The organism is Polaromonas sp., from assembly GCF_039932935.1.
In the GTDB taxonomy this organism is placed as follows: Bacteria; Pseudomonadota; Gammaproteobacteria; order Burkholderiales; family Burkholderiaceae_C; genus Polaromonas.
The window spans coordinates 1-20,044 of record NZ_JBDTPB010000006.1 but is presented as its reverse complement, the minus strand read 5'-3'; the positions used below and the strand labels follow the sequence as shown (position 1 = coordinate 20,044).

The window sequence follows — 20,044 nt, the reverse complement described above, 5'->3', positions numbered from 1 at the left end:
TGGCGCCGGTGACTTCCTTCTTGCCATTGCCGGTGGACTGCACATGCATGATGGCCCGCTGGATCACACGCTGGAAACCCAGCGTGGGCTGTGTGTCGACATCATCGGTGCCGGCAACCTGGGGCGTGTTGTCCTTGATGAAGTTGGCCAACGACTTGCGCAAATCGTCCACATTGGCCGAGCAGGCGCGCAATACCTCGGCTGCACTGGGGTTGTCCAGCAAGGCAAGCAAAAGATGCTCAACGGTGATGAACTCGTGGCGCTGCTGCCGCGCCTCGACAAACGCCATGTGCAAGCTGACTTCTAGTTCCTGGGCAATCATGATCTTCCTTTCGGCTTGCTTGGGTTAACTTTACTGACTTATGAAGGGAATATTGGCCGGATTCGCGATTATTCAATGGGCTCGCTGACACACTGCAGTGGATGACCGTTTTTACGGGCGGCTTCGGTGACCTGGTCCACCTTGGTCGCGGCCACATCCTTGGAAAACACGCCGCAGACACCTTTGCCATCCAGATGGATCTTCAGCATGATCTGGGTGGCGGTTTCCAGGTCTTTGTTGAAAAACTCCTGGATCACCACCACCACGAACTCCATCGGGGTGTAGTCGTCATTGAGCAGCACCACCTGGTACATCTGCGGGGGCTGGGTCTTTTGCGGGCGGCGCTCCAACACCACCGACTCTCCCCCATTGCCGTTGTCGGGCTTGACAGCCGGTCGCGGGGGCTGCACGGGAGAGTTTGGGGACTTGGGAGACTTGGTTGCCATGGAATTCATTCTAGCCACCGATGTAGTTCAGTGCGCCTGGTAGGGAAATTGGTGGCGGGAACGCGACATTCAAGCGTGATATTTTTCATTCGGCGGCAAAGAAAAAACCGCCACAGGATTTCTCCCGGGCGGTTTTTAAAAAAAGCGGCTCGCCTGCTTTACATGTGGTCGATCATGACCTGGCCGAAGCCGGAGCAGCTGACCTGCGTTGCGCCTTCCATGAGGCGGGCGAAGTCATACGTCACCTTTTTCGAATCAATGGATTTTTCCATCGAGCTGATGATGAGGTCGGCGGCTGCCGTCCAGCCCATATGGCGCAGCATCATTTCTGCCGAGAGGATTTCGGAACCGGGGTTCACGTAGTCCTTGCCGGCGTACTTCGGCGCAGTGCCGTGGGTGGCTTCAAACATGGCGACGGTGTCGCTCAGGTTTGCACCGGGAGCAATACCGATGCCGCCAACCTGGGCTGCCAGCGCGTCGGACACGTAGTCGCCGTTCAGGTTGAGGGTGGCGATCACGCTGTATTCGGCGGGACGCAACAGAATTTGCTGCAGGAAGGCGTCAGCAATGCTGTCCTTGACGGTGATTTCCTTGCCGGTCTTGGGATTCTTGAACTTCATCCATGGGCCGCCGTCGATTTCCACCGCGCCGAATTCCTTTTTGGCCAGAGCGTAAGCCCAGTCACGGAAACCGCCTTCGGTGAACTTCATGATGTTGCCCTTGTGAACGATGGTCACGCTGGGTTTGTCATTGTCGATGGCATATTGGATCGCCTTGCGCACCAGACGCTCGGTACCTTCGCTGGAAACCGGCTTGATGCCGATACCGGACGTGTTCGGGAAACGGATTTTCTTGACGCCCATCTCGTCCTGCAGGAACTTGATGAGTTTTTTGGCCTTGTCGCTGCCGGATTCGAATTCGATGCCGGCGTAGATGTCTTCCGAGTTTTCACGGAAGATGACCATGTGGGTCTTGTGCGGCTCTTTCACGGGCGAAGGAACACCCTTGAAATATTGAATGGGGCGCAAGCAGACGTAGAGGTCCAGCTCCTGGCGCAGCGCGACGTTCAGGCTGCGGATACCGCCGCCTACGGGGGTCGTCAGTGGGCCCTTGATCGATACGACGTAATCGCGAACAGCATGCAGGGTTTCTTCTGGCAACCAGACGTCCGGACCGTAGACCTTGGTGGACTTTTCACCGGCAAACACTTCCATCCAGTGGATCTTTTTCTTGCCGCCGTAGGCTTTGGCAACAGCAGCATCAACCACTTTGAGCATGACCGGCGTGATGTCCGCGCCGGTGCCGTCACCTTCAATGAACGGAATGATGGGTTCGTCGGGTACGTTCAACGAGTTGTCGGCATTGACGGTGATTTTTTGGCCTTGGGAAGGCACCTTGATGTGCTGATACATGAACAAAAGTCTCCGGTAAGCGCAAGGCGTCCAAGGGCGCGCCACGCAACAGTTAGGTAAAAACCCCTAAATTCTAGCCGTAAAAGGATTCTTCAAAAGAATTTGAGCACATCTGTCAACGGCTTTGGAACCGACCTCGTTACGGTAAGGCCTCCGAGAAGTTCGGGGTATTTTTTTCCAATAACGTTATCAAAAGGAAATTCCAAATGAACAAGATCCTCGCTGCTTTGATCGCTGGCCTCTTCGCTGCTGGTGCTTTCGCACAAGCTTCCGCTCCTGCTGCTACCCCAGCCAAGCCAGCAGCCCCAGCTGTTGCCGCAATGCCTGCTGCTCCTGCTGCCAAAGCTGAAGTCAAGGCCGAAGCCAAGCCTGCCAAAATGACCAAAGAAGAAAAAGCTGCTGCCAAGGCCGCCAAGAAAGAAAAAGCTGCTGCCGACAAGAAAGCAAAAGCTGAAGCCGCTGCAGCCAAGAAAGCTGAAGCTGCTGCCGCAAAAAAAGCAAAAGCTGAAGCCAAGAAGTAATTCCTGGTGACTTCGGTCAAAAATGCCCGCCCTGTGCGGGCATTTTTTATGTCCGTCGTTTATGCTGACAGATCAACTTCATGCATGGTGACTTTATGTTCTTCAAACCCGGCACGGTCTTTTTTCGCGGCATGCACAAGAGCATTGTTCATGTGCTGGCGCTCGCCGCCCTCCTCTCGCCTATGGTCGTTTGGGCCCAGGACGGACCCCAGATGAATCTGCAGCGCGTCAAACTGTCAGCCGGCATGCGCCTGATTGATGCGCAGGTCGCGCTCACGCCCGAACAGCGGCAGATTGGCCTGATGTTTCGCAAGGACATGCCCCAGCAGGAAGGCATGATCTTTGTCTTCGAGCAGCCGGCTCGGCAGTGCTTCTGGATGAAAAACACCCTGTTGCCGTTGACCGCAGCCTTTGTGGCTGACGACGGCACCATCGTGAACCTCGCCGACATGAAGCCGCAAACCACTGACCCGCACTGCTCCGCCCAGCCGGTGCGCTTTGTGCTGGAAATGAACAAAGGATGGTTTGCACGAAAAGGTATCAAGGCCGGCAGCAAACTCGGCGGTACGATTTTCGAGGCGAGACGTTGATTTCTGGCGCTTGAAACAAAAAAAGCCGGCTGTGAGTCGGCTTTTTTATGCGAGAGCGTTGCTCAGGCGAAGTTGGCTTCGGCAAAGCCCCAGTTCACCAGGTTGGAGAGGAAGGTCTCCACAAACTTGGGACGCAGATTGCGGTAATCGATGTAGTAGGCGTGTTCCCAGACATCGACCGTCAACAGAGCCTTGTCGGCAGTGGTGAGGGGTGTGCCAGCAGGACCGGTGTTGACGATGTCCACGGTGCCATCGGCTTTTTTCACAAGCCAAGTCCAGCCGGAACCGAAGTTGCCAACGGCGGACTTGACGAACGCTTCCTTGAAAGCTGCGTAAGAACCGAACTTCGCATTGATGGCTGCAGCCAGCGCGCCGCCGGGCTCGCCGCCGCCGGCTGGCTTCATGCAATTCCAGAAGAAGGTGTGATTCCAGATCTGCGCCGCGTTGTTATAGACGCCGCCACTGGATTTCTTGACGATCTCTTCAAGCGTCATGGCCTCAAACTCTGTGCCCTTTTGCAGGTTATTGAGGTTCACCACGTAAGCGTTGTGGTGCTTGCCGTGATGGTATTCAAAGGCTTCCTGGCTGTAATGCGGCGCCAGGGCGTCGATGGGGTAAGGGAGCGGGGGGAGTTTGTGTTCCATGATTTTTCCTCGTGGTGTTGAATAAACTGCTTGACTCTGTCATTGTAAAAACTAAATCAACCGGCGCGCAGAAACCGTCAAATCGACCTCGCCGTCGGCAAGGGTAGCGCGTACCGCCTGGCCCAAATGCGTCTTCTCCCGGCTGGTAAGCGGCTGTCCCTGCAGATCGGCCAGCCAGGCGTAACCGCGCTTTAACACCAGTTTGGGGTCCAACAGTTCCAGCCTCAGCAGCGCGCGCTCAATGCGTTGCCGGCCACGCTGCAGGCAGCCCTCTACCTCGTGCGGGAAATCGCGACCCAAGGCCTGCAGCTTGCGCTGTTCGTGCTGCAAGGCCGAATGCATCGCATGGTTCAAGCTCTGCCCAAGCCCTGCCAGGCGGGCATGCTGCCGGGTCACAAGATGCGACGGCCGGCTGACCCGGGAAGCCGCCCAGTCCAGGCGCTGGCTATGCGACTGCAGTTGCCGGTCGACCCCATTTTGCAGACGCGTCACGGCTTGGCCAAGTACGCCCAGCCAGGCGCTTTGGGGTTGCGCGCACAACTCTGCCGCAGCTGTGGGGGTAGGCGCACGCATATCGGCGCAAAAGTCGGCAATCGTGAAGTCGGTTTCGTGTCCCACGCCGCTGATCACCGGCATGGGTGATTCCGCAATGAGCCGGGCGAGTTGCTCATCATTGAAGGCCCACAGATCCTCCATGGCGCCGCCACCGCGTACGACCAGGAGAACATCGACATGATCCAGCGACCGCCGTTGATAGGCCTTGAGCAACGCGGCACGCAGCTCTCCTGCCGCCTGCCCGCCTTGCACGCTCGCGGGGTAAATCACCACCGGTATGTGCGGCACACGACGCTGCAGCGCGCTGACGACGTCGTGCAAAGCTGCGGCCCCCAGTGAGGTGACAACCCCGATGGCGCGCGGCAACAAAGGCAAGGGCCTTTTACGATCTGAGTCGAAAAGCCCTTCAGCTTCCAGCCGTGCTTTGAGCAGCAGGAACTGCTCAAACAGATTGCCCTGTCCCGCCTGGCGCATCGACTCCACGACCAGTTGCAGTTCGCCGCGCGGCTCATAAACACCCAGCCGACCCCGAAGCTCCACCAATTGGCCATCTCGGGGGGGAAAGTCCAGCAAAGTGGCGGCTCGCCGAAACATGGCACAGCGGACCTGTCCCTGTTCATCCTTGAGTGAAAAGTAGCAGTGGCCACTGGCAGCACGCGAAAACCCACTGAGCTCGCCCTGCACGGCGACGGGGTTGAATCGCGCTTCAAGGCTGTCTGCAATGGCCCGCAGCAAAGACCCGACAGGCCACACCCGGGTACCCGATCCGCGCACAGCCAGTGGAGCGCTATCAGAATCGAACGACGTATCAAGCACGCTTAATCCCCCTGAGATTGGGGGTGTAATACTCCACAGAACGCCCTGCTTCAAGGCCCAAAGCAATGACCCCACGTGGATACCGAGACAAATGCGTGTAACTCATTGATTTTGAATAACTTAATTCTGCTCAAAATTTCATCGTTCTGTCACATGCACGATCTGGTGCGGCTTGCGGGGCTCCGCGCCACCAGTTGCTAACAAAGTTATCCACAGCTTCTGTGGGCTACGTCTGACAAAGGACGCTTCTGCCGTCATTTTTAAAAGCCGGACGCGCCGCGCGGAAATGCCAATTTCTGTAAGCCATAATCCACCACAACTTACTGCCTGGAGATGTGCATTGTTTTCGATCATACAAGCCGCAGGTTGGCCCATTTGGCCCCTGGTCGCCTGCTCTGTCTTGGCCCTCGCGCTGGTGATAGAGCGCTTTACGAGCCTAAAAACCAGAAAGGTCGCACCGGCCAAGCTGCTTGACGAAGCCATCACCGTCTCTCGGGCCTCTGTGCCGTCTCCCGATGTCGTCGCACAGCTTGAGCAAAATTCGTTGCTCGGTGAAGTGCTTGCCAGCGGCTTCCGTGCACTCAATACCAACCCCCGAATCAGTGAGGACGACCTGCGTTCCACGCTGGAAGGCGCGGGACGCAAAGCGGCTCACAAGCTGGAGCGGTACCTCGCAGCCTTGGCAACCATTGCTTCTGCCGCACCCTTGCTTGGCCTGCTGGGCACGGTCATCGGCATGATCGAAATTTTCGGTTCGCAAGCGGGCGGCGGCGTCAGCAGTCCAGCGGGTGGTAATCCGGCCCAGTTGGCGCAAGGCATCTCGATCGCGCTTTACAACACGGCCTTCGGGTTGATGGTGGCCATTCCCTCGCTGATTTTCTGGCGCTACTTCCGGGCGCGCGTGGACGGCTACCTGCTGACCATGGAACTGGCGGCCGAGCGTTTTGTGCGCCACCTCAACACCCTTCGGAAATGAACTTCCGTCCTCATCCCCATGATGAGCCGGAGATCAACCTGATCCCCTTCATCGACGTGCTGCTGGTGGTGCTGATCTTCCTGATGCTTTCCACGACCTACAGCAAATTCACCGAGCTACAGGTCAAACTGCCAATTGCCAACGCCGAACAGCAGCGCGACTATCCCAGGGAAGTCATCGTCGCCGTGAGCAGCGATGGGCGCTATATGGTCAACAAGACCCTGGTGGAAGGCCGCGGCCTGGACGCGCTGGGCGCCGCACTGTCCGAGGCGGCCAAGGCCGGCAAAGAAAGCGTCATCATCATCAGCGCCGACGCCAATGCCACGCACCAGGCCGTCATTACGGTGATGGAGGCCGCACGCCGCCAGGGGCTGACGCAAATCACATTTGCAACGCAAAGCGCCGCACAGGCCGGGGCCAGATAGGCCAGGGCAAATTGGCCATTGCATTCAGCCGACGCGGTGAAATGGCGAGCCCCGCGTGAAAGACATATTGCAGAACGCGTGGCACGCGCGGGGTTGGCTGGCATGGCTGCTCTACCCCCTTTCACTGGCCTACGGCCTGGCTGTGCTATTGCGCCGCGCCCTGTATCGCCATCACATTTTTTCTTCGGAACGCTTTGGGGTTCCAGTCGTGGTGGTCGGCAACGTCGTGGCAGGCGGCGCCGGAAAAACACCGCTGGTCATCGCCCTCGTCAAGCATCTTCAGGCGCAGCAGATACCCGTTGGAGTCGTCTCTCGAGGTTATGGACGGCAGGGCAATGACTGCCTGGAGGTGACGCCGGGCGCTTCACCCTCGCGCACCGGCGACGAGCCGGCCCTGATCAAGCGCGCAACAAGCGCCCCCGTTTTTGTCGCCCGCAGTCGCACAGAGGCTGTGCGCGTGCTGCTGGCTGCGCATCCTGCTACGGCGGTTGTGGTTTGCGACGATGGGCTGCAACATTACGCCTTGCAACGCGACATCGAGATTGCCGTGTTCGACGACCGCGGTGTGGGAAACGGCTGGCTGCTGCCCGCGGGCCCGTTGCGAGAGGCCTGGCCCGACCGCCTGCGCTTTGACCCGAGTTTGGTGTTACACACAGGGAAAAAGCCTGCCTTTGACGGCTTTGCGTCTACCCGGCAGCTGAACACGCACGCTTATTCAGCCAGCGGTGAAGCCGTCTTGCTGGCCGGCCTGCGGGCTCGCCCCGTGGCCGCGTTGGCTGGGATTGCCAACCCCGACGCATTTTTTGACATGTTGAGGGAGATCGGGCTGACGCTGCAAACCACCGCGTCTCTACCCGACCACCATGACTTCAGCGACCAAGACCTTGAAGGGCTCGAGGGCTGCGTGGTGCTGTGCACCGAAAAAGATGCGGTCAAGCTTTTTGCCCTGCCGCAAGCCTCACGACATGAGGTGCTGGCCGTGCCTTTGGTGTTTTCGCCCGAGACGGCTTTTTTTGCCGCATTCGATGCCCGGCTGGCACCGCTGATTTCTCCCTTACCATCAGGCCATGGACACCAAACTGCTTGAATTGCTGGTCTGCCCTGTGACCAAAGGCCCGCTCGACTATGACCGGGAAAAACAGGAACTTGTTTCCCGAAGTGCCCGCCTCGCCTATCCGGTGCGCGACGGGATTCCCGTTCTGCTGGAAAACGAAGCGCGAACCCTAACCGACGAAGAGCTCGGACTGTGACCAGCCGCACAAGAAACGCCGGCGGAGCTCTCAAAGCATGAGCTTCACGGTCCTCATTCCGGCCAGGCTCGCATCGACCCGTCTGCCCAACAAACCGCTGGCAGACATCGGCGGTGCCCCCATGGTTGTGCGCGTGGCCCAACGCGCGATGCAAAGTACCGCACTGCGAACGGTCGTCGCCACCGACAGCAACGAGATCGTTGATAAATGCGCATCTTTCGGCGTCGCTGCCGTGCTGACCCGCGAAGATCACCCTAGCGGCAGCGACCGCCTTGCGGAAGCCTGCAGCGTCCTGGGACTGGCAGACGACGCGATTGTGGTGAATGTGCAAGGTGACGAACCTTTGATTGATCCGGCGCTGATCGATGCAGTCGCGCGCCTGCTCACTGAGCGGCCGGACTGCGCAATGAGCACCGCGGCGCATGCCATCCAATCGCTGAAAGAGCTGAACAACCCCAACGTGGTCAAGGTCGTGCTCGACGCACGCCGCACCGCCCACTACTTCAGCCGCGCAGCCATTCCGGCAGCCCGCGACTTTCCGGGCAAGGCGTGGTGGGAAGCCGGCAGCAGCCTCCCCCGGCCGCTCCGGCATGTCGGCATCTATGGCTATCGCGTGGGGTTTCTGAAGGAATTTCCGCGCCTTTCCCAGTCGCCCCTGGAGCAACTGGAGTGCTTAGAGCAACTCCGGGCACTCTGGCATGGCCACCGTATCGCGGTTCACATTACCGGCGACGCGCCGGGGCCGGGAGTGGACACCCCGGAAGACCTGGACCTCGCGCGCAAACTGTTTTCCTGATTCGTCCCCCGGGGCCTGACTTCGCCCTCGTAAGTTGCTGTCAGGGGTGCATGCTATCCTTGGGAAAAACGCAAGTGTGGGGCCTGCAAGACGTGTTGGCGGCCCTCAATACCTGTCAAGCAGTTCCGCAGAGACCGGTCAGCTGGCCCGGACTGACTTCATGAATTCATAAAATCCGAGGACATCCATGAGACTGATTTTGTTGGGCGCGCCTGGCGCAGGCAAAGGGACCCAAGCGACCTTCATCTGCCAAAAATACGGCATTCCCCAGATCTCCACCGGCGACATGCTTCGTGCGGCGGTGAAAGCGGGTACGCCGCTGGGTATCGAGGCCAAAAAAATCATGGACTCGGGCGCTTTGGTCAATGACGACCTGATCATCAACCTGGTGAAAGAGCGCATCGCCCAAAGCGACTGTGCCAAAGGTTTTTTGTTCGACGGCTTTCCCCGCACCATCCCGCAGGCTGAAGCCATGAAGTCGGCCGGCGTCAAACTGGATTACGTCCTTGAAATCGACGTCCCCTTCGACGCCATCATTGAGCGCATGAGCGGACGCCGGTCACATCCGGCTTCAGGCCGTACCTATCACGTCAAGTTCAATCCCCCCAAAGTAGAAGGCAAGGACGACGTCACCGGCGAACCGCTGATCCAGCGCGAAGACGACAAGGAAGAAACCGTGCGCAAGCGTCTCGAGGTTTACAGCGCCCAGACCCGGCCGCTGGTTGAGTATTACTCCAGCTGGGCCAAGTCAACGCCCGACCTGGCCCCCAAATACCGTGCCATCAGCGGGATGGGCGGCGTCGACGAGATCACGGACCGGGCATTCAGGGCCTTGTCGAGCTGACTTGGGTCGCATCAGTTATCCCAAAAGCCGTCCATCACGACGGCTTTTTTATTGATTTTCGCTTGCAGGGCGAGTGGCGATACGCCGTTGTTAACTTGTCGCCATCAACTCAAGCATCATCTCGATGCGCGCCTTGACGGGACTTAAGCCCTTTGAATCGGGAAGAACATCCCCAGGCGTGGGCAACACCCGGCCATTGAGGCACCGGGTGGCGCGCACAACCTTCACACCCGCAGCTTGGACTCGCAGCAAGGCCGCCTCAAGCTCATGGTGCAAAGTGCCATTACCTGTTGCCGCGACCACCAGCCCCTGAACGCCGTGCGCGTGCAGGGCATCCACAACCGAGCCACCCGCTCCGACATGGTTCATGACCACTTCAACGCGTGGCCAGTCAGCCAAGGTCGCCCCATTCGCTATGAATTTGATAGCTGCTTGCGCTCGCTCATCCTGGGCCTCAGGCCAGTTTCGCATTAATTTCAGCGATCCTTCCTCGATATAGCCTATCGGCCCCGCGTCCCCGGAGCTGAAAGCATCCAGCTTGTAGGTATGCACCTTTTGCACGTCCAGTGCGCTGTGAATGGTGCCGGCACATACCGCCACCACGCCTCGCGCTCCGGCGTGGCTCGCCACCGCCATGGCATCAAGCATGTTTTGGGGGCCATCAGGCACCAGGGCCGTCGCTGGCCGCATGGCGCAGGTCAGCACCACCGGTTTCGCGGGTCGGCATACCGCATGAAGAAAATAAGCCGTTTCCTCCAGCGTATCTGTACCGTGCGTGATCACAATGCCTCGCACGGCCGGCTGAGCCAGGAAGTGGTTGACCCGCGCCGCCAGACGCATCCAGACCTCAAAGCCCATGTCCTTGCTGTCGACCTGCGCGACCTGTTCTGTTATCAGCGAACCAAATCCTGCAAGCGACGGAATCGCCGCAACCAACTGGTCTACGCCCACCTGGGCAGCGATATAGCCGATGTTGTCTGAGGCACTTTCAGCCTGGCCAGCGATCGTGCCGCCGGTCCCCAGAATCACTATTGTTGGAGGATGCATAAAGTGAACTTGCAATCTTTCAAAAACTGGATGAAAATACAGCTACTGGATATTAAAACAGCTACAGCATGCCACAGACCACAAGCCAGCAAACCCTGTTCAGGCCGCTGCAGCCGTAATTCAAGGAGAAAACAGCGATGAGCACTCTCGACAATTTTCCGCATTTCCCTTCTGAAGCTCCCAAGCTGACGGCGCGGCAGCAGCAAATTCTGGAATTGATCCAGAGCGCCATCGCTCGCACCGGTGCCCCGCCTACCCGGGCCGAAATTGCCGCCGAACTGGGCTTTCGCTCTGCCAACGCCGCCGAAGAACACCTGCAGGCATTGGCCCGTAAAGGCGTCATCGAGCTGGTCAGTGGCACGTCGCGCGGCATCCGTCTGCGCAACGACGCCCTTCGCACCTTGAACGAATCCAGAATGAAACAGTTTTCCCTGCCGTTGCAAAGCCTGGCCCAACTCGCCCTGCCATTGGTGGGGCGGGTTGCTGCTGGCAGCCCAATTCTCGCGCAGGAACATGTTGAACAGACCTATTATTTTGAAAGCAGCCTGTTTCAACGCCAGCCCGACTACCTGCTCAAGGTTCGCGGCATGAGCATGCGTGACGTCGGCATCATGGACGGCGACCTGCTGGCCGTCAAACAATCAAAGGAAGCCAAGAATGGCCAGATTGTTGTGGCCCGGCTGGGGGACGAAGTTACCGTCAAGCGCTTTCGCCGCAACAAGCATTTGATTGAATTGCTGCCCGAGAACCCGGATTTCAAAACCATTGTGGTTGAACCCGGCGAGCCTTTTGAGCTTGAAGGCCTGGCGGTTGGCCTGATTCGCAACACCATGCTCATGTAGCCTATTTATCTGGCCGCACACCAGGTGGCGGGCGTTTGGCTAATGGCCAACACCCTGGTGCCGCGGCCTCGCTGGCAAAGTGCCAGCCGCAATCCTGCCTGTGTAAACCTCTCTCATACAGGAGTTCATCATGGGAATCATCAGTTTTTCGCACGTACCAATGTTGTCAGGTCTGCTTGCCCCCGTGCATGCGCTGGTGTCCTTGTTTGTGCCAGCTTCGGGCATGGCGGGCGCGGGCCGATGTACCGCATCTGCCAACACACGCCTGGGAGGACGCCAACTTGCGCTTCCCTTTTCGTCCGACGATGGCGCCGTCACACACGGCTCGACCACCCATGTATTTGGCGGTCCCTCCCCCCGGTCATCCGCCAAATTGTCCCTCCCAAGCCGCCTCAGAGTTGTGCGCGAGTTCGACTCCAACGTCAGTCCTGCATGTGCTGGCCGCATGGTGATCTCCGGACGTATGGCTGATGTGTGCGCGGAGCTTGAGCGCATGAGCCAACGAGAGGCATCGGCGCAGTAATACCGCAAGAGTCACTGCAGGCCCGGCGTGTAACCTGGGGAAGAAACCCATGCCTCCCATGCACTTGCAGGCTGCGGGCCAAGTTTCCTTGCGATACAAAATGGGCATGCGCAAGTGGCCCTGGCCGCAAGGAAGAAAAATCTTGCAGGCACAATATCGGCATGAATATTGTGATTCTCGACGACTATCAGGATGCGGTGCGCAAGTTGAACTGCGCCGCCAAGCTGGAAGCTTACCCCGCCAAGGTCTATACCAATACGGTCAAAGGCATCGGCCAGCTGTCCGTCCGCCTCAAGGACGCCGACGTCATCGTCCTGATTCGGGAGCGGACCCAGCTCAACCGGCAGGTCATTGAAAAACTCCCCAAGCTCAAGTTGATTGCCCAGACTGGCCGTGTCGGAAGCCATGTCGATGTTGCAGCCTGCACCGAACGGGGAATCGCCGTTGCCGAAGGTATTGGATCTCCCACTGCGCCCGCTGAACTGGCGTGGGCGCTGGTAATGACGGCCATGCGGCGCATCCCGCACTACGTTGCCCATTTGAAGCATGGCGCCTGGCAGCAGGCGGGCCTTAAGTCTGCCTCCATGCCGCCCAATTTTGGCATTGGATCCGTCCTCAAGGGCAAGACCCTGGGTATCTGGAGCTACGGAAAAATCGGGCAAATAGTGGCCGGCTACGGCAGGGCATTTGGCATGCGGGTTGTAATTTGGGGCCGTGACGCTTCACTGGAGCGGGCGCAGGCGGACGGCTTTGAAGTGGCCGCCAACAAAGCGGAGTTCTTCGAGCAAAGTGATGTGTTGAGCATACATCTGCGGCTTAATGAAGAAACCCGCGGCATCGTCACACTGGAAGACCTGTCGCGCATGAAAACCACCTCCCTGCTGGTCAATACCTCCCGCGCGGAGCTGATCGAGCCGGAGGCATTGATCGCGTCCCTCAACCGCGGACGCCCCGGTCTGGCCGCCATCGACGTTTTTGAGTCAGAACCCATCCTGCAGGGCCACGCGTTGCTTCGCCTCGAAAACTGCATTTGCACGCCGCATATCGGCTATGTTGAACAGGACAGCTACGAGCTGTACTTTGGCGCGGCGTTCGACAACGTCGTCAACTTCATCAAAGGCACGCCCACCAACATCGTCAATCCCGGCGCCTTGCAAGTGCGTCGTTGATTTTTGGCATCGCTTTTGGCTGCCCCGAAAAAAGACTAACCCAGGGGATCGCCCGACGCGTGCCCGCCAGCCCCACTTACGCCTTGGGCAGCACCGAAGAGACCGGCACTGAGCCCGGAATTTCGAGATCGAACTCAATGAGATTGCTGTCGGCGGCTGCTGGCAATTGCGCGCCCGTCTCTAGCGATGGAAGCGGAACAAATCCCTCGTTCTCGCCCACACTCAAATCAATGTCGAGCCCGATGCGGGCTGAAACAGGAGGCTGCGTCGGGTCAGGCACGCCTTCAACTGCAGGTGGCAGCACGGGCACAGGTACAGCCGGCTGAAGACGGGCGGACAAAGGTTGCATGCTGGTGGGTCCAAAACCGGCTGCACGCGGCAAAGTGTCCGGCATCGTGGGCACCCCTGCAGCAACCGGCACCTTGACAGGCGCTTGCACTGCATCGGTGGACCGGGTCACGATCTTCTTGGCGATGGAATGCAGCAGCAGCAATTCGCGGTAAGCGGCGAGGCTGAAAACTTCGCCCCGCGAATCCGGCTTGCGGAATATCGATTCCTCCAGCACGTCGAGTACCTTGGGCGTAGGCCAAAGCGACTCGATACGCGACAGCGCGGTCGTATAGAACTCCAGGTCATGCGTATCCGCCGCGTATTCATCGAAAGGCGGTACCTTTGCGTTGAACATCTTGTTGAAGTCCGCGCGCAAGGTATCGTAATCATCGCGGCGGCCCAGGCTGTGATAAAGATCGAACAAATCGAGATAGACCAGCGCGCTCGTCTCCACGTTGTCCATGATGTGGTGATGCAGTACTTCCACCGCCTTGTCGGGACGGCCGAGCGACAGGAAGAAATCGGCTTGCTGCTGGACGTCAAACAACTCCTCGGCATTCACTATCCGGGGCATGCTGCTCGTGCCGCTCAGGCTGGGAAGGAACTCAGCGGGAAATTTGGAGGCCCCAGACCTCGGCCGCGCCTGAGCGCCAGCAGCTGGCATGCGGCTTGGTGCGGGAGAAAAAGGTTCGCTGGTGTCGAAATCGACAAGCGAGTCGAGCGACGCTCGGGCACTGCCCAACGCATCTGCATGGGGCTTGCGCACAAAAGTTTCCGCAGCGGTAGCGGGACTTTCCGTCAGATAAGGCGCACTGTCTTCGGCGTACTCTTTGCCCCACCACGAGCCGCGGCTGAGCCGACGGCTGTTTTGCCGGGTTCGTATCCACACCCCCAAGGCGGCTAGCAGGGCCGCAGCCAGAATGGCCGACAAGGTGTAAACCAGCCAGTTGTTGTAGCGTTCGCCGCGCGCCTGTTCCAGCTGGCTGCGCATGTCCAAAACGGCTTTTTCGGTCTTTTGACTCTGCGCCAGCATGCCGGCCACATCGGCTTCCAGCGACTTCAGCCGCTGGTTATCGCGCACCATGTCTTGCGGCTGGGCATTGAGCGCCTGCCACAACGCTGCGGCAGCGGTGCGCTGCTGGGCGTTTGTTGACGGCTCCGTCAAGAGCTCCGGAGAAGCGCGAAGTACCGGATCACGCGCGGCAGCCAGGTCTATGGGGTCGAGTTTCAAACGTGAACCCGGCTTGCGCGCCGCCGCTTTTGCGGGCGCGCCCGCCACACGAGCGGCAGGCATTGCCAACAGAGGCGCTACTGGAGCGGTGCCCGGGCTCTCAACGCCGCCAGAAGTTCGATTTTTGCCGGGTTTTGTCTGTCTGGCTGCGCGCGCGCTGGGTGCCGCAGGCGCCGTTGGTGCGGTTGATTCGCCATTTGTTGCGCTGCTCGCGGCGCCAGGTGCCCGGGCCGCTGTCGAGGAGGCCATGACCCCTGTGTCAACAACCGCGTTTGAATTGGAATTTTCGCTGGCGATTTCCGCCAGAAGAACGTATTTGCGCGTGCTTTTCTGCAGGCAGCCCTCGCGTACATACAGCGTTACCACGGGTTCATCGACGCTGGTGGTGGTACGAATCCGGATCAGTGCCTCTGAGGCATTGGCTCCCTGCGCCGTGACCAGGCGCACCCTGTTCTGGGCAACCTGGCTGTCACCAAAAAACACATCAGCCGTCGCGCAGACTGCGGCGAGCCCTTCGGAGCCTTCAAGTTGCGCCGACAAGGTGACGTCAAGGGGGCGACCGACGAGGGTGGCGCCGCGAACGCGGCCCAGCGACAAGGCCACGCTGTGGGCGGCAGCGCCCATCAACAGGGCGCCAAGGAAATATTTGAGAGGCTTCTCGGCAAGTTTCATGGGGTGGGCAATTCTCCCACGTGCTTGCTGCCAAATAGGCTCGGCCATAATTCGGGCATGGAAGTAAATTACAAAAATGTGGGAATAGTTGGCACGGGCGCCATGGGGCGCGGCATTGCACAAATCGCAGCGCAGGCCGGGAGCATGGTCAAACTGCTCGACACCCAGATCGGCGCCGCTGAAAAAGCCCGTGAGGCCCTTTGCACGCAATGGGGCAAACTGGTGGAAAAGGGCCGCATTGACGCGGCGACCGCGGCGGGCCATAAAGACCGGCTGCTGCTGGCCACCACCCTCGCCGATCTGGCGGAGTGCGACCTCATCGTTGAAGCCATTGTGGAACGGCTGGACGTCAAACAAGCGCTGTTTGCTGAACTGGAATCTCTGGTGCCGGCGCACACCGTGCTGGCGAGCAACACCTCCTCACTGTCCATAACCGCCATTGCCGCGCCCCTCAAACACCCGGAGCGTATGGCCGGTTTTCACTTCTTCAATCCCGTGCCGCTGATGAAGGTGGTCGAGGTGATCGCAGGCCTGAAAACCAGCCCGTCCGTCTGCGCCGGGCTTAGCCAGTACGCGCGGCAAATGGGCCACACTCCTGTGCAAGCGCAAGACACGCCCGGCTTCATCGTCAACCACGCCGGGCGGGCCTACGGCACGGAAGCGCTGCGCATCGTCAGCGAGGGCATTGCCGACTTTGCCGCCATCGACCGAATTCTGCGCGACCAGGCCGGTTTCAAGCTGGGGCCTTTCGAGCTGATGGATCTGACCGCCCTGGATGTGTCGCACCCCGTAATGGAGTCGATTTACCACCAATACTTTGAAGAAGCTCGCTACCGACCCAGCGTCATCACCGCGCAGCGGCTGGCCGGCGGCATGCTGGGGCGCAAGACCGGGGAAGGCTTTTACCGCTATGCGGACGGCGCCATACAGGCGCCCGCCGAGCCCGCCGTTCCGGAAGTGGCTGAAATTCCGCCCGTATGGGTGTCTCCCCGTGCTTCACGCCGTTCAGAGCTGCTGCAGTTGCTCAAAAACCTCGGCGCCAAAATCGAAACCGGCGCCTCCGCCTCGCCCCAAGCCCTGATGCTGGTGGCGCCCCTGGGCTTTGACATCACCACCGTCGCCGTCGTGGAGCGGCTGGATCCGGCGCGCACGGTGGGCATCGACATGCTGATTGACGATGCCGCCACGAAACGGCGGGTGCTGGCCACCAACCCAGCCACCCGCACGGACATGCGCGATGCCGCCCATGCCTTGTTTGCGCGTGACGGAAAACCGGTCAGCGTGATCCGCGACAGCGGCGGCTTTGTCACCCAGCGCGTGGTAGCCGCCATCGTCAACATTGCCTGCGACATCTGCCAGCAAGGCATTTGCAGCCCGAAAGACCTGGAGACCGCAGTGACGCTGGGCCTGGGCTACCCGATGGGTCCCCTGGCCATGGGCGACCGCTACGGTCCAACCAATGTGCTGGAAGTGCTGTTCAACATGCAGACCGTGTACGGTGACCAGCGCTACCGCCCTTCCCCTTGGCTGCGCCGCCGCGGTGCCATCGGCCTGAGCCTGAGCCATCAAGAAGAGTGAATCAAGCCACAAAGGCCGCAATTTTGCAGGTTCCCACCAGCAGGTGCCGCGGGACTGGCTTTGCCAGGCCGCAGGCATCGCCCCCTTGAGGGGGGAAGGTGCTACACGAAGTGAGCATCCGACGGGGGTGTCAATATTTTTTTGGAAAGAACTGACATGGCAGGCGCAATTAAAAGCACGAGTGACGGTCAAACCCTGATCCTGACGATCAGCAACCCGGAATTCAAAAACGCGCTCGGGCCCGACATTTATGCCGCCGGTGTTGAGGCATTAAACGCTGCCGAGAACAACCCCGAAGTCCGCAGCGTGGTGATCACCGGCGAAGGCGCGGTGTTCTGCGCAGGCGGCAATCTGCAGCGCCTGCAAGCGAACCGGCGCGAAGCGCCCGACGTTCAGGCCCAAAGCATCGATGGCCTGCACAACTGGATCGACACCATCCGGACTTATCCCAAGCCTGTGATTGCGGCCGTGGAAGGCGCGGCGGCTGGTGCCGGGTTCTCGCTGGTGCTGGCTTGCGATTTCGTTGTGGCCGCGGATAACGCCGTATTTGTCATGTCGTACAGCACCGTCGCGCTCTCGCCCGACGGCGGAGGCAGCTGGACTTTGGCAAGGGCACTGCCCCGGGCCCTGGCCAGCGAGCTGCTGATGGCCGGTGAGCGCATCAGCCCCCAGCGGCTGCATGAGTTCGGCCTTGTGAACCGCGTCACCGGCCCCGGCGATGCGCTGGCTCAAGCCCTTGAACTGGCCGCACAGCTCAATGCACGGGCGCCCAACGTACTGGCTAGCATCAAGGAGCTCATCAACGACGCAGCGGGCGGCACGCTCAATGAGCAATTGTCCCGCGAACGCGACCATTTTGTGCGTAATCTGCATGACGCCAATGCTGGCGAAGGCATCGACGCGTTTCTGACCAAGCGCACGCCGCGCTACCGCTAGCAGGTGCAAGGCCGGGGCTATCCGCCCTGCCCGGCCCACTGTCATCCTGTCTTTGTCGGCATTTCCGCCGCGCGACGCGCATGCGACAGGCCGCGGGGCTCACCCGCGTCCCTCAAGCGACAATGGGCGCCTTGTTAGTCACTCAAAAGACAGACCATGGACGATCCCATTCTTACGATAGAGGAACGAGAGGCCATTAACAACGGCCGCTGGTTTTCATCCTTGTCCCCATCCTTGAGGCACGACATACTGCGATGCGCCTACGTCAAACGCTACAAAGACGGCGAACTCATCAGCGCGCGCGGCGATGCGCCGGAAGAATGGATTTCCTGCGCACGGGGAGCTATTCGCGTGAGCTCGACGTCGATCTCGGGCAAGCAAGTCACACTGACCTATGTCGAGCCAGGCATCTGGGTCGGCGACGTGGCAATTTTCGACGGGGAACGGCGTACTCACGACTCTTATGCGCACGGCGAGACCACGCTGCTATGTGTTTCACGAGCCGACCTTCGCAAAATCCTGGGTCAGCACGTGGAGCTTTACGAAGCCCTTCTGCGCCTGCATGCCCGCCGCATACGGCAACTCTTCGGTCTGGTGGAAGACCTCAACACCCTGCCTTTGCGGGCGCGGCTCGCCAAACAGTTGCTGCACCTGGTGCGCAGCTATGGCGTCCCCAGCCTGGCGGACGGCGGCGAAGTTCGCATCGGCTTGCAGCTGGCCCAGGAGGAACTGGCCCAGTTGCTGGGCGCCTCGCGCCAGCGCGTCAACCAGGAGCTCAAGTCCATGGAACGGGAAGAGGCCATTCGCATCGAACCGGGTGGCCTGGTGGTGCGCAACCGCCAAGCCCTGATGCGGATTTCCGAAGCCGAAATCGACAAATAAACATCAACAGAGACAGCGTTAGCGCATGAGCAACTTCGATCACTTTGTCGGTACGCGGGCTGTTACTGGCGCGCACGCTTTTGACCTTGACGCGCTCACCGCCTACCTGGGCCAGCACCTGCCCGGCTTCAAAGGCCCGCTCACGGTCGAGATTTTCAAAGGCGGCCAGTCCAATCCGACCTACAAACTGATCACGCCCAGCGCGTCTTATGTGATGCGTGCCAAGCCAGGACCGGTGGCCAAACTGCTGCCGTCGGCCCATGCGGTCGAGCGTGAATTCAAGGTGATGACGGGCCTGCAAGGCACCGATGTTCCGGTGCCCAAAATGTATTGCCTCTGTGAAGACGAGTCCGTGATCGGCCGCGCCTTCTACGTGATGGAGTTCGTTGAAGGCCGTGTACTTTGGGACCAGTCCCTGCCCGGCATGAGCAATACCCAGCGCGGTGAAATCTACAACGAGATGAACCGCGTGGTCGCCGCCCTGCACAAGGTGAAGTTCGCTGAGCGAGGCCTAGCCGACTACGGCAAGCCCGGCAACTATTTTGAGCGCCAGATCGGCCGCTGGAGCAAACAGTACACCGCCTCCATCACCCAGCCTATTCCTGAGATGGACAGCCTGATGCAATGGCTGCCCGCCAACATCCCAGGCGGCGCACGCGACGAAAGCATGGTCTCCATCGTGCACGGCGACTTCCGGCTGGACAACCTGCTCTTTCACCCCACGGAGCCACGCGTGCTGGCCGTACTTGACTGGGAACTCTCAACCCTGGGACATCCGCTGGCCGACTTCAGCTACCACTGCATGGCCTGGCATATTCCACCCGGCGCCTTTCGCGGCATCGGCGGGCTGAATGTGGAGAGCCTGGGCATTCCCACCGAACCCGACTACATACGCCTTTACTGTGAACGGACGGGGCTTGCCACCCCCGAAGCGCTCAAGGCCGACTGGAATTTCTACATGGCCTACAACCTGTTTCGCATCGCGGCCATCCTGCAAGGCATTGCCAAGCGCGTCGAGGCCGGCACCGCCTCCAGCGCGCAGGCCGTCAGCTCGGCTGCCGGCGCGCCACTGCTGGCCCGCATGGCTTGGGACTTTGCACTGAAAAGCCAGGGCGGATAACCGCCCGCCCTCACAACAACATCGCCTCACATCTTTTTTTGGAGATTTCATGGACTTCAACTACACCCCAAAAGTACAGGAACTGCGGGCGCGCCTGCTCAAGTTCATGGACGAGCA

22 protein-coding genes are annotated in these 20,044 nt (G+C 59.8%); 15 read left to right on the top strand and 7 right to left on the bottom strand.

The window, feature by feature from the left end; translation table 11 throughout:
* The 3 genes from ABI546_RS00565 to icd all read right to left on the bottom strand — a co-directional run.
* Positions 1 to 322 (bottom strand): Clp protease N-terminal domain-containing protein (locus ABI546_RS00565; protein WP_348043038.1); only part of this gene is annotated, 322 nt, incomplete at its 3' end.
* A gap of 68 nt (positions 323 to 390) precedes the next feature.
* Positions 391 to 768: an ATP-dependent Clp protease adapter ClpS gene (gene clpS, locus ABI546_RS00560; protein ID WP_348043036.1), complete on the bottom strand. Its 378-nt coding sequence runs from the start codon at positions 766 to 768 to the stop codon at positions 391 to 393.
* A 158-nt stretch (positions 769 to 926) separates the two neighbouring features.
* A complete protein-coding gene (gene icd, locus ABI546_RS00555) occupies positions 927 to 2,186 on the bottom strand; it encodes an NADP-dependent isocitrate dehydrogenase (protein ID WP_348043034.1) in 1,260 nt (419 codons plus the stop codon).
* A 200-nt stretch (positions 2,187 to 2,386) separates the two neighbouring features.
* Between icd and ABI546_RS00550 the strand changes: the two genes are divergently transcribed.
* Both ABI546_RS00550 and ABI546_RS00545 read left to right on the top strand, forming a co-directional pair.
* Positions 2,387 to 2,701, top strand: coding sequence for a cell envelope biogenesis protein TolA (locus tag ABI546_RS00550; protein WP_348043032.1), 315 nt, complete (start codon positions 2,387 to 2,389; stop codon positions 2,699 to 2,701).
* Positions 2,702 to 2,883: 182 nt separating this feature from the next.
* Positions 2,884 to 3,291, top strand: coding sequence for a DUF192 domain-containing protein (locus ABI546_RS00545; RefSeq protein WP_348043040.1), 408 nt, complete (start codon positions 2,884 to 2,886; stop codon positions 3,289 to 3,291).
* A 62-nt stretch (positions 3,292 to 3,353) separates the two neighbouring features.
* Here the strand turns inward: ABI546_RS00545 and ABI546_RS00540 are convergent, their stop codons facing one another.
* Positions 3,354 to 3,935, bottom strand: coding sequence for a Fe-Mn family superoxide dismutase (locus ABI546_RS00540; protein WP_348043030.1), 582 nt, complete (start codon positions 3,933 to 3,935; stop codon positions 3,354 to 3,356).
* Between the two features lie 51 nt (positions 3,936 to 3,986).
* Positions 3,987 to 5,306 (bottom strand): exodeoxyribonuclease VII large subunit, encoded by a 1,320-nt coding sequence (xseA, locus tag ABI546_RS00535; protein ID WP_348043028.1) that lies wholly within the window; start codon positions 5,304 to 5,306, stop codon positions 3,987 to 3,989.
* Positions 5,307 to 5,646: 340 nt separating this feature from the next.
* On the opposite strand from xseA, the gene ABI546_RS00530 reads away from it, so the two are divergent.
* The 6 genes from ABI546_RS00530 (at position 5,647) to adk (ending at position 9,597) form a co-directional block, all read left to right on the top strand.
* Positions 5,647 to 6,282 (top strand): MotA/TolQ/ExbB proton channel family protein, encoded by a 636-nt coding sequence (locus ABI546_RS00530; RefSeq protein ID WP_348043026.1) that lies wholly within the window; start codon positions 5,647 to 5,649, stop codon positions 6,280 to 6,282.
* A complete protein-coding gene (locus tag ABI546_RS00525) occupies positions 6,279 to 6,707 on the top strand; it encodes a biopolymer transporter ExbD (RefSeq protein WP_348043024.1) in 429 nt (142 codons plus the stop codon). The genes ABI546_RS00530 and ABI546_RS00525 overlap by 4 nt, the downstream gene beginning before the upstream one ends.
* Before the next feature lie 55 nt (positions 6,708 to 6,762).
* Positions 6,763 to 7,794, top strand: a complete 1,032-nt coding sequence (lpxK, locus tag ABI546_RS00520) for a tetraacyldisaccharide 4'-kinase (protein WP_348043022.1) — start codon at positions 6,763 to 6,765, stop codon at positions 7,792 to 7,794.
* Positions 7,775 to 7,957, top strand: coding sequence for a Trm112 family protein (locus ABI546_RS00515; RefSeq protein WP_348043020.1), 183 nt, complete (start codon positions 7,775 to 7,777; stop codon positions 7,955 to 7,957). Before lpxK ends, ABI546_RS00515 begins: the two co-directional genes overlap by 20 nt.
* 37 nt (positions 7,958 to 7,994) lie before the next feature.
* Positions 7,995 to 8,753 (top strand): 3-deoxy-manno-octulosonate cytidylyltransferase, encoded by a 759-nt coding sequence (kdsB, locus tag ABI546_RS00510; RefSeq protein ID WP_348043018.1) that lies wholly within the window; start codon positions 7,995 to 7,997, stop codon positions 8,751 to 8,753.
* Positions 8,754 to 8,940: 187 nt separating this feature from the next.
* A complete protein-coding gene (gene adk, locus ABI546_RS00505) occupies positions 8,941 to 9,597 on the top strand; it encodes an adenylate kinase (protein WP_348043016.1) in 657 nt (218 codons plus the stop codon).
* Between the two features lie 90 nt (positions 9,598 to 9,687).
* Here adk and ABI546_RS00500 read toward each other — a convergent pair whose 3' ends face one another.
* Positions 9,688 to 10,644, bottom strand: a complete 957-nt coding sequence (locus ABI546_RS00500) for an asparaginase (RefSeq protein WP_348043014.1) — start codon at positions 10,642 to 10,644, stop codon at positions 9,688 to 9,690.
* A 137-nt stretch (positions 10,645 to 10,781) separates the two neighbouring features.
* On the opposite strand from ABI546_RS00500, the gene lexA reads away from it, so the two are divergent.
* The 3 genes from lexA to ABI546_RS00485 all read left to right on the top strand — a co-directional run bounded on the left by lexA (position 10,782) and on the right by ABI546_RS00485 (position 13,178).
* Positions 10,782 to 11,486, top strand: coding sequence for a transcriptional repressor LexA (gene lexA / locus ABI546_RS00495; RefSeq protein ID WP_348043012.1), 705 nt, complete (start codon positions 10,782 to 10,784; stop codon positions 11,484 to 11,486).
* A gap of 130 nt (positions 11,487 to 11,616) precedes the next feature.
* On the top strand, positions 11,617 to 12,009 hold the full coding sequence (locus tag ABI546_RS00490) for a hypothetical protein (protein ID WP_348043010.1): 393 nt from the start codon (positions 11,617 to 11,619) through the stop codon (positions 12,007 to 12,009).
* A gap of 161 nt (positions 12,010 to 12,170) precedes the next feature.
* Positions 12,171 to 13,178, top strand: coding sequence for a D-2-hydroxyacid dehydrogenase family protein (locus tag ABI546_RS00485; RefSeq protein WP_348043008.1), 1,008 nt, complete (start codon positions 12,171 to 12,173; stop codon positions 13,176 to 13,178).
* A gap of 76 nt (positions 13,179 to 13,254) precedes the next feature.
* Here ABI546_RS00485 and ABI546_RS00480 read toward each other — a convergent pair whose 3' ends face one another.
* Positions 13,255 to 15,411: a hypothetical protein gene (locus ABI546_RS00480; protein WP_348043006.1), complete on the bottom strand. Its 2,157-nt coding sequence runs from the start codon at positions 15,409 to 15,411 to the stop codon at positions 13,255 to 13,257.
* 57 nt (positions 15,412 to 15,468) lie between these two features.
* Between ABI546_RS00480 and ABI546_RS00475 the strand changes: the two genes are divergently transcribed.
* The 4 genes from ABI546_RS00475 (at position 15,469) to ABI546_RS00460 (ending at position 19,927) form a co-directional block, all read left to right on the top strand.
* The gene (locus ABI546_RS00475) at positions 15,469 to 16,989 is read left to right on the top strand and encodes a 3-hydroxyacyl-CoA dehydrogenase (RefSeq protein ID WP_348043004.1); all 1,521 of its coding nucleotides are present in this window, start codon (positions 15,469 to 15,471) and stop codon (positions 16,987 to 16,989) included.
* Positions 16,990 to 17,145: 156 nt separating this feature from the next.
* Positions 17,146 to 17,925, top strand: a complete 780-nt coding sequence (locus ABI546_RS00470) for an enoyl-CoA hydratase (protein ID WP_348043002.1) — start codon at positions 17,146 to 17,148, stop codon at positions 17,923 to 17,925.
* Between the two features lie 156 nt (positions 17,926 to 18,081).
* On the top strand, positions 18,082 to 18,807 hold the full coding sequence (locus tag ABI546_RS00465) for a Crp/Fnr family transcriptional regulator (RefSeq protein WP_348043000.1): 726 nt from the start codon (positions 18,082 to 18,084) through the stop codon (positions 18,805 to 18,807).
* 25 nt (positions 18,808 to 18,832) lie between these two features.
* On the top strand, positions 18,833 to 19,927 hold the full coding sequence (locus ABI546_RS00460) for a phosphotransferase (protein WP_348042998.1): 1,095 nt from the start codon (positions 18,833 to 18,835) through the stop codon (positions 19,925 to 19,927).
* Positions 19,928 to 20,044 lie beyond the last annotated feature (117 nt).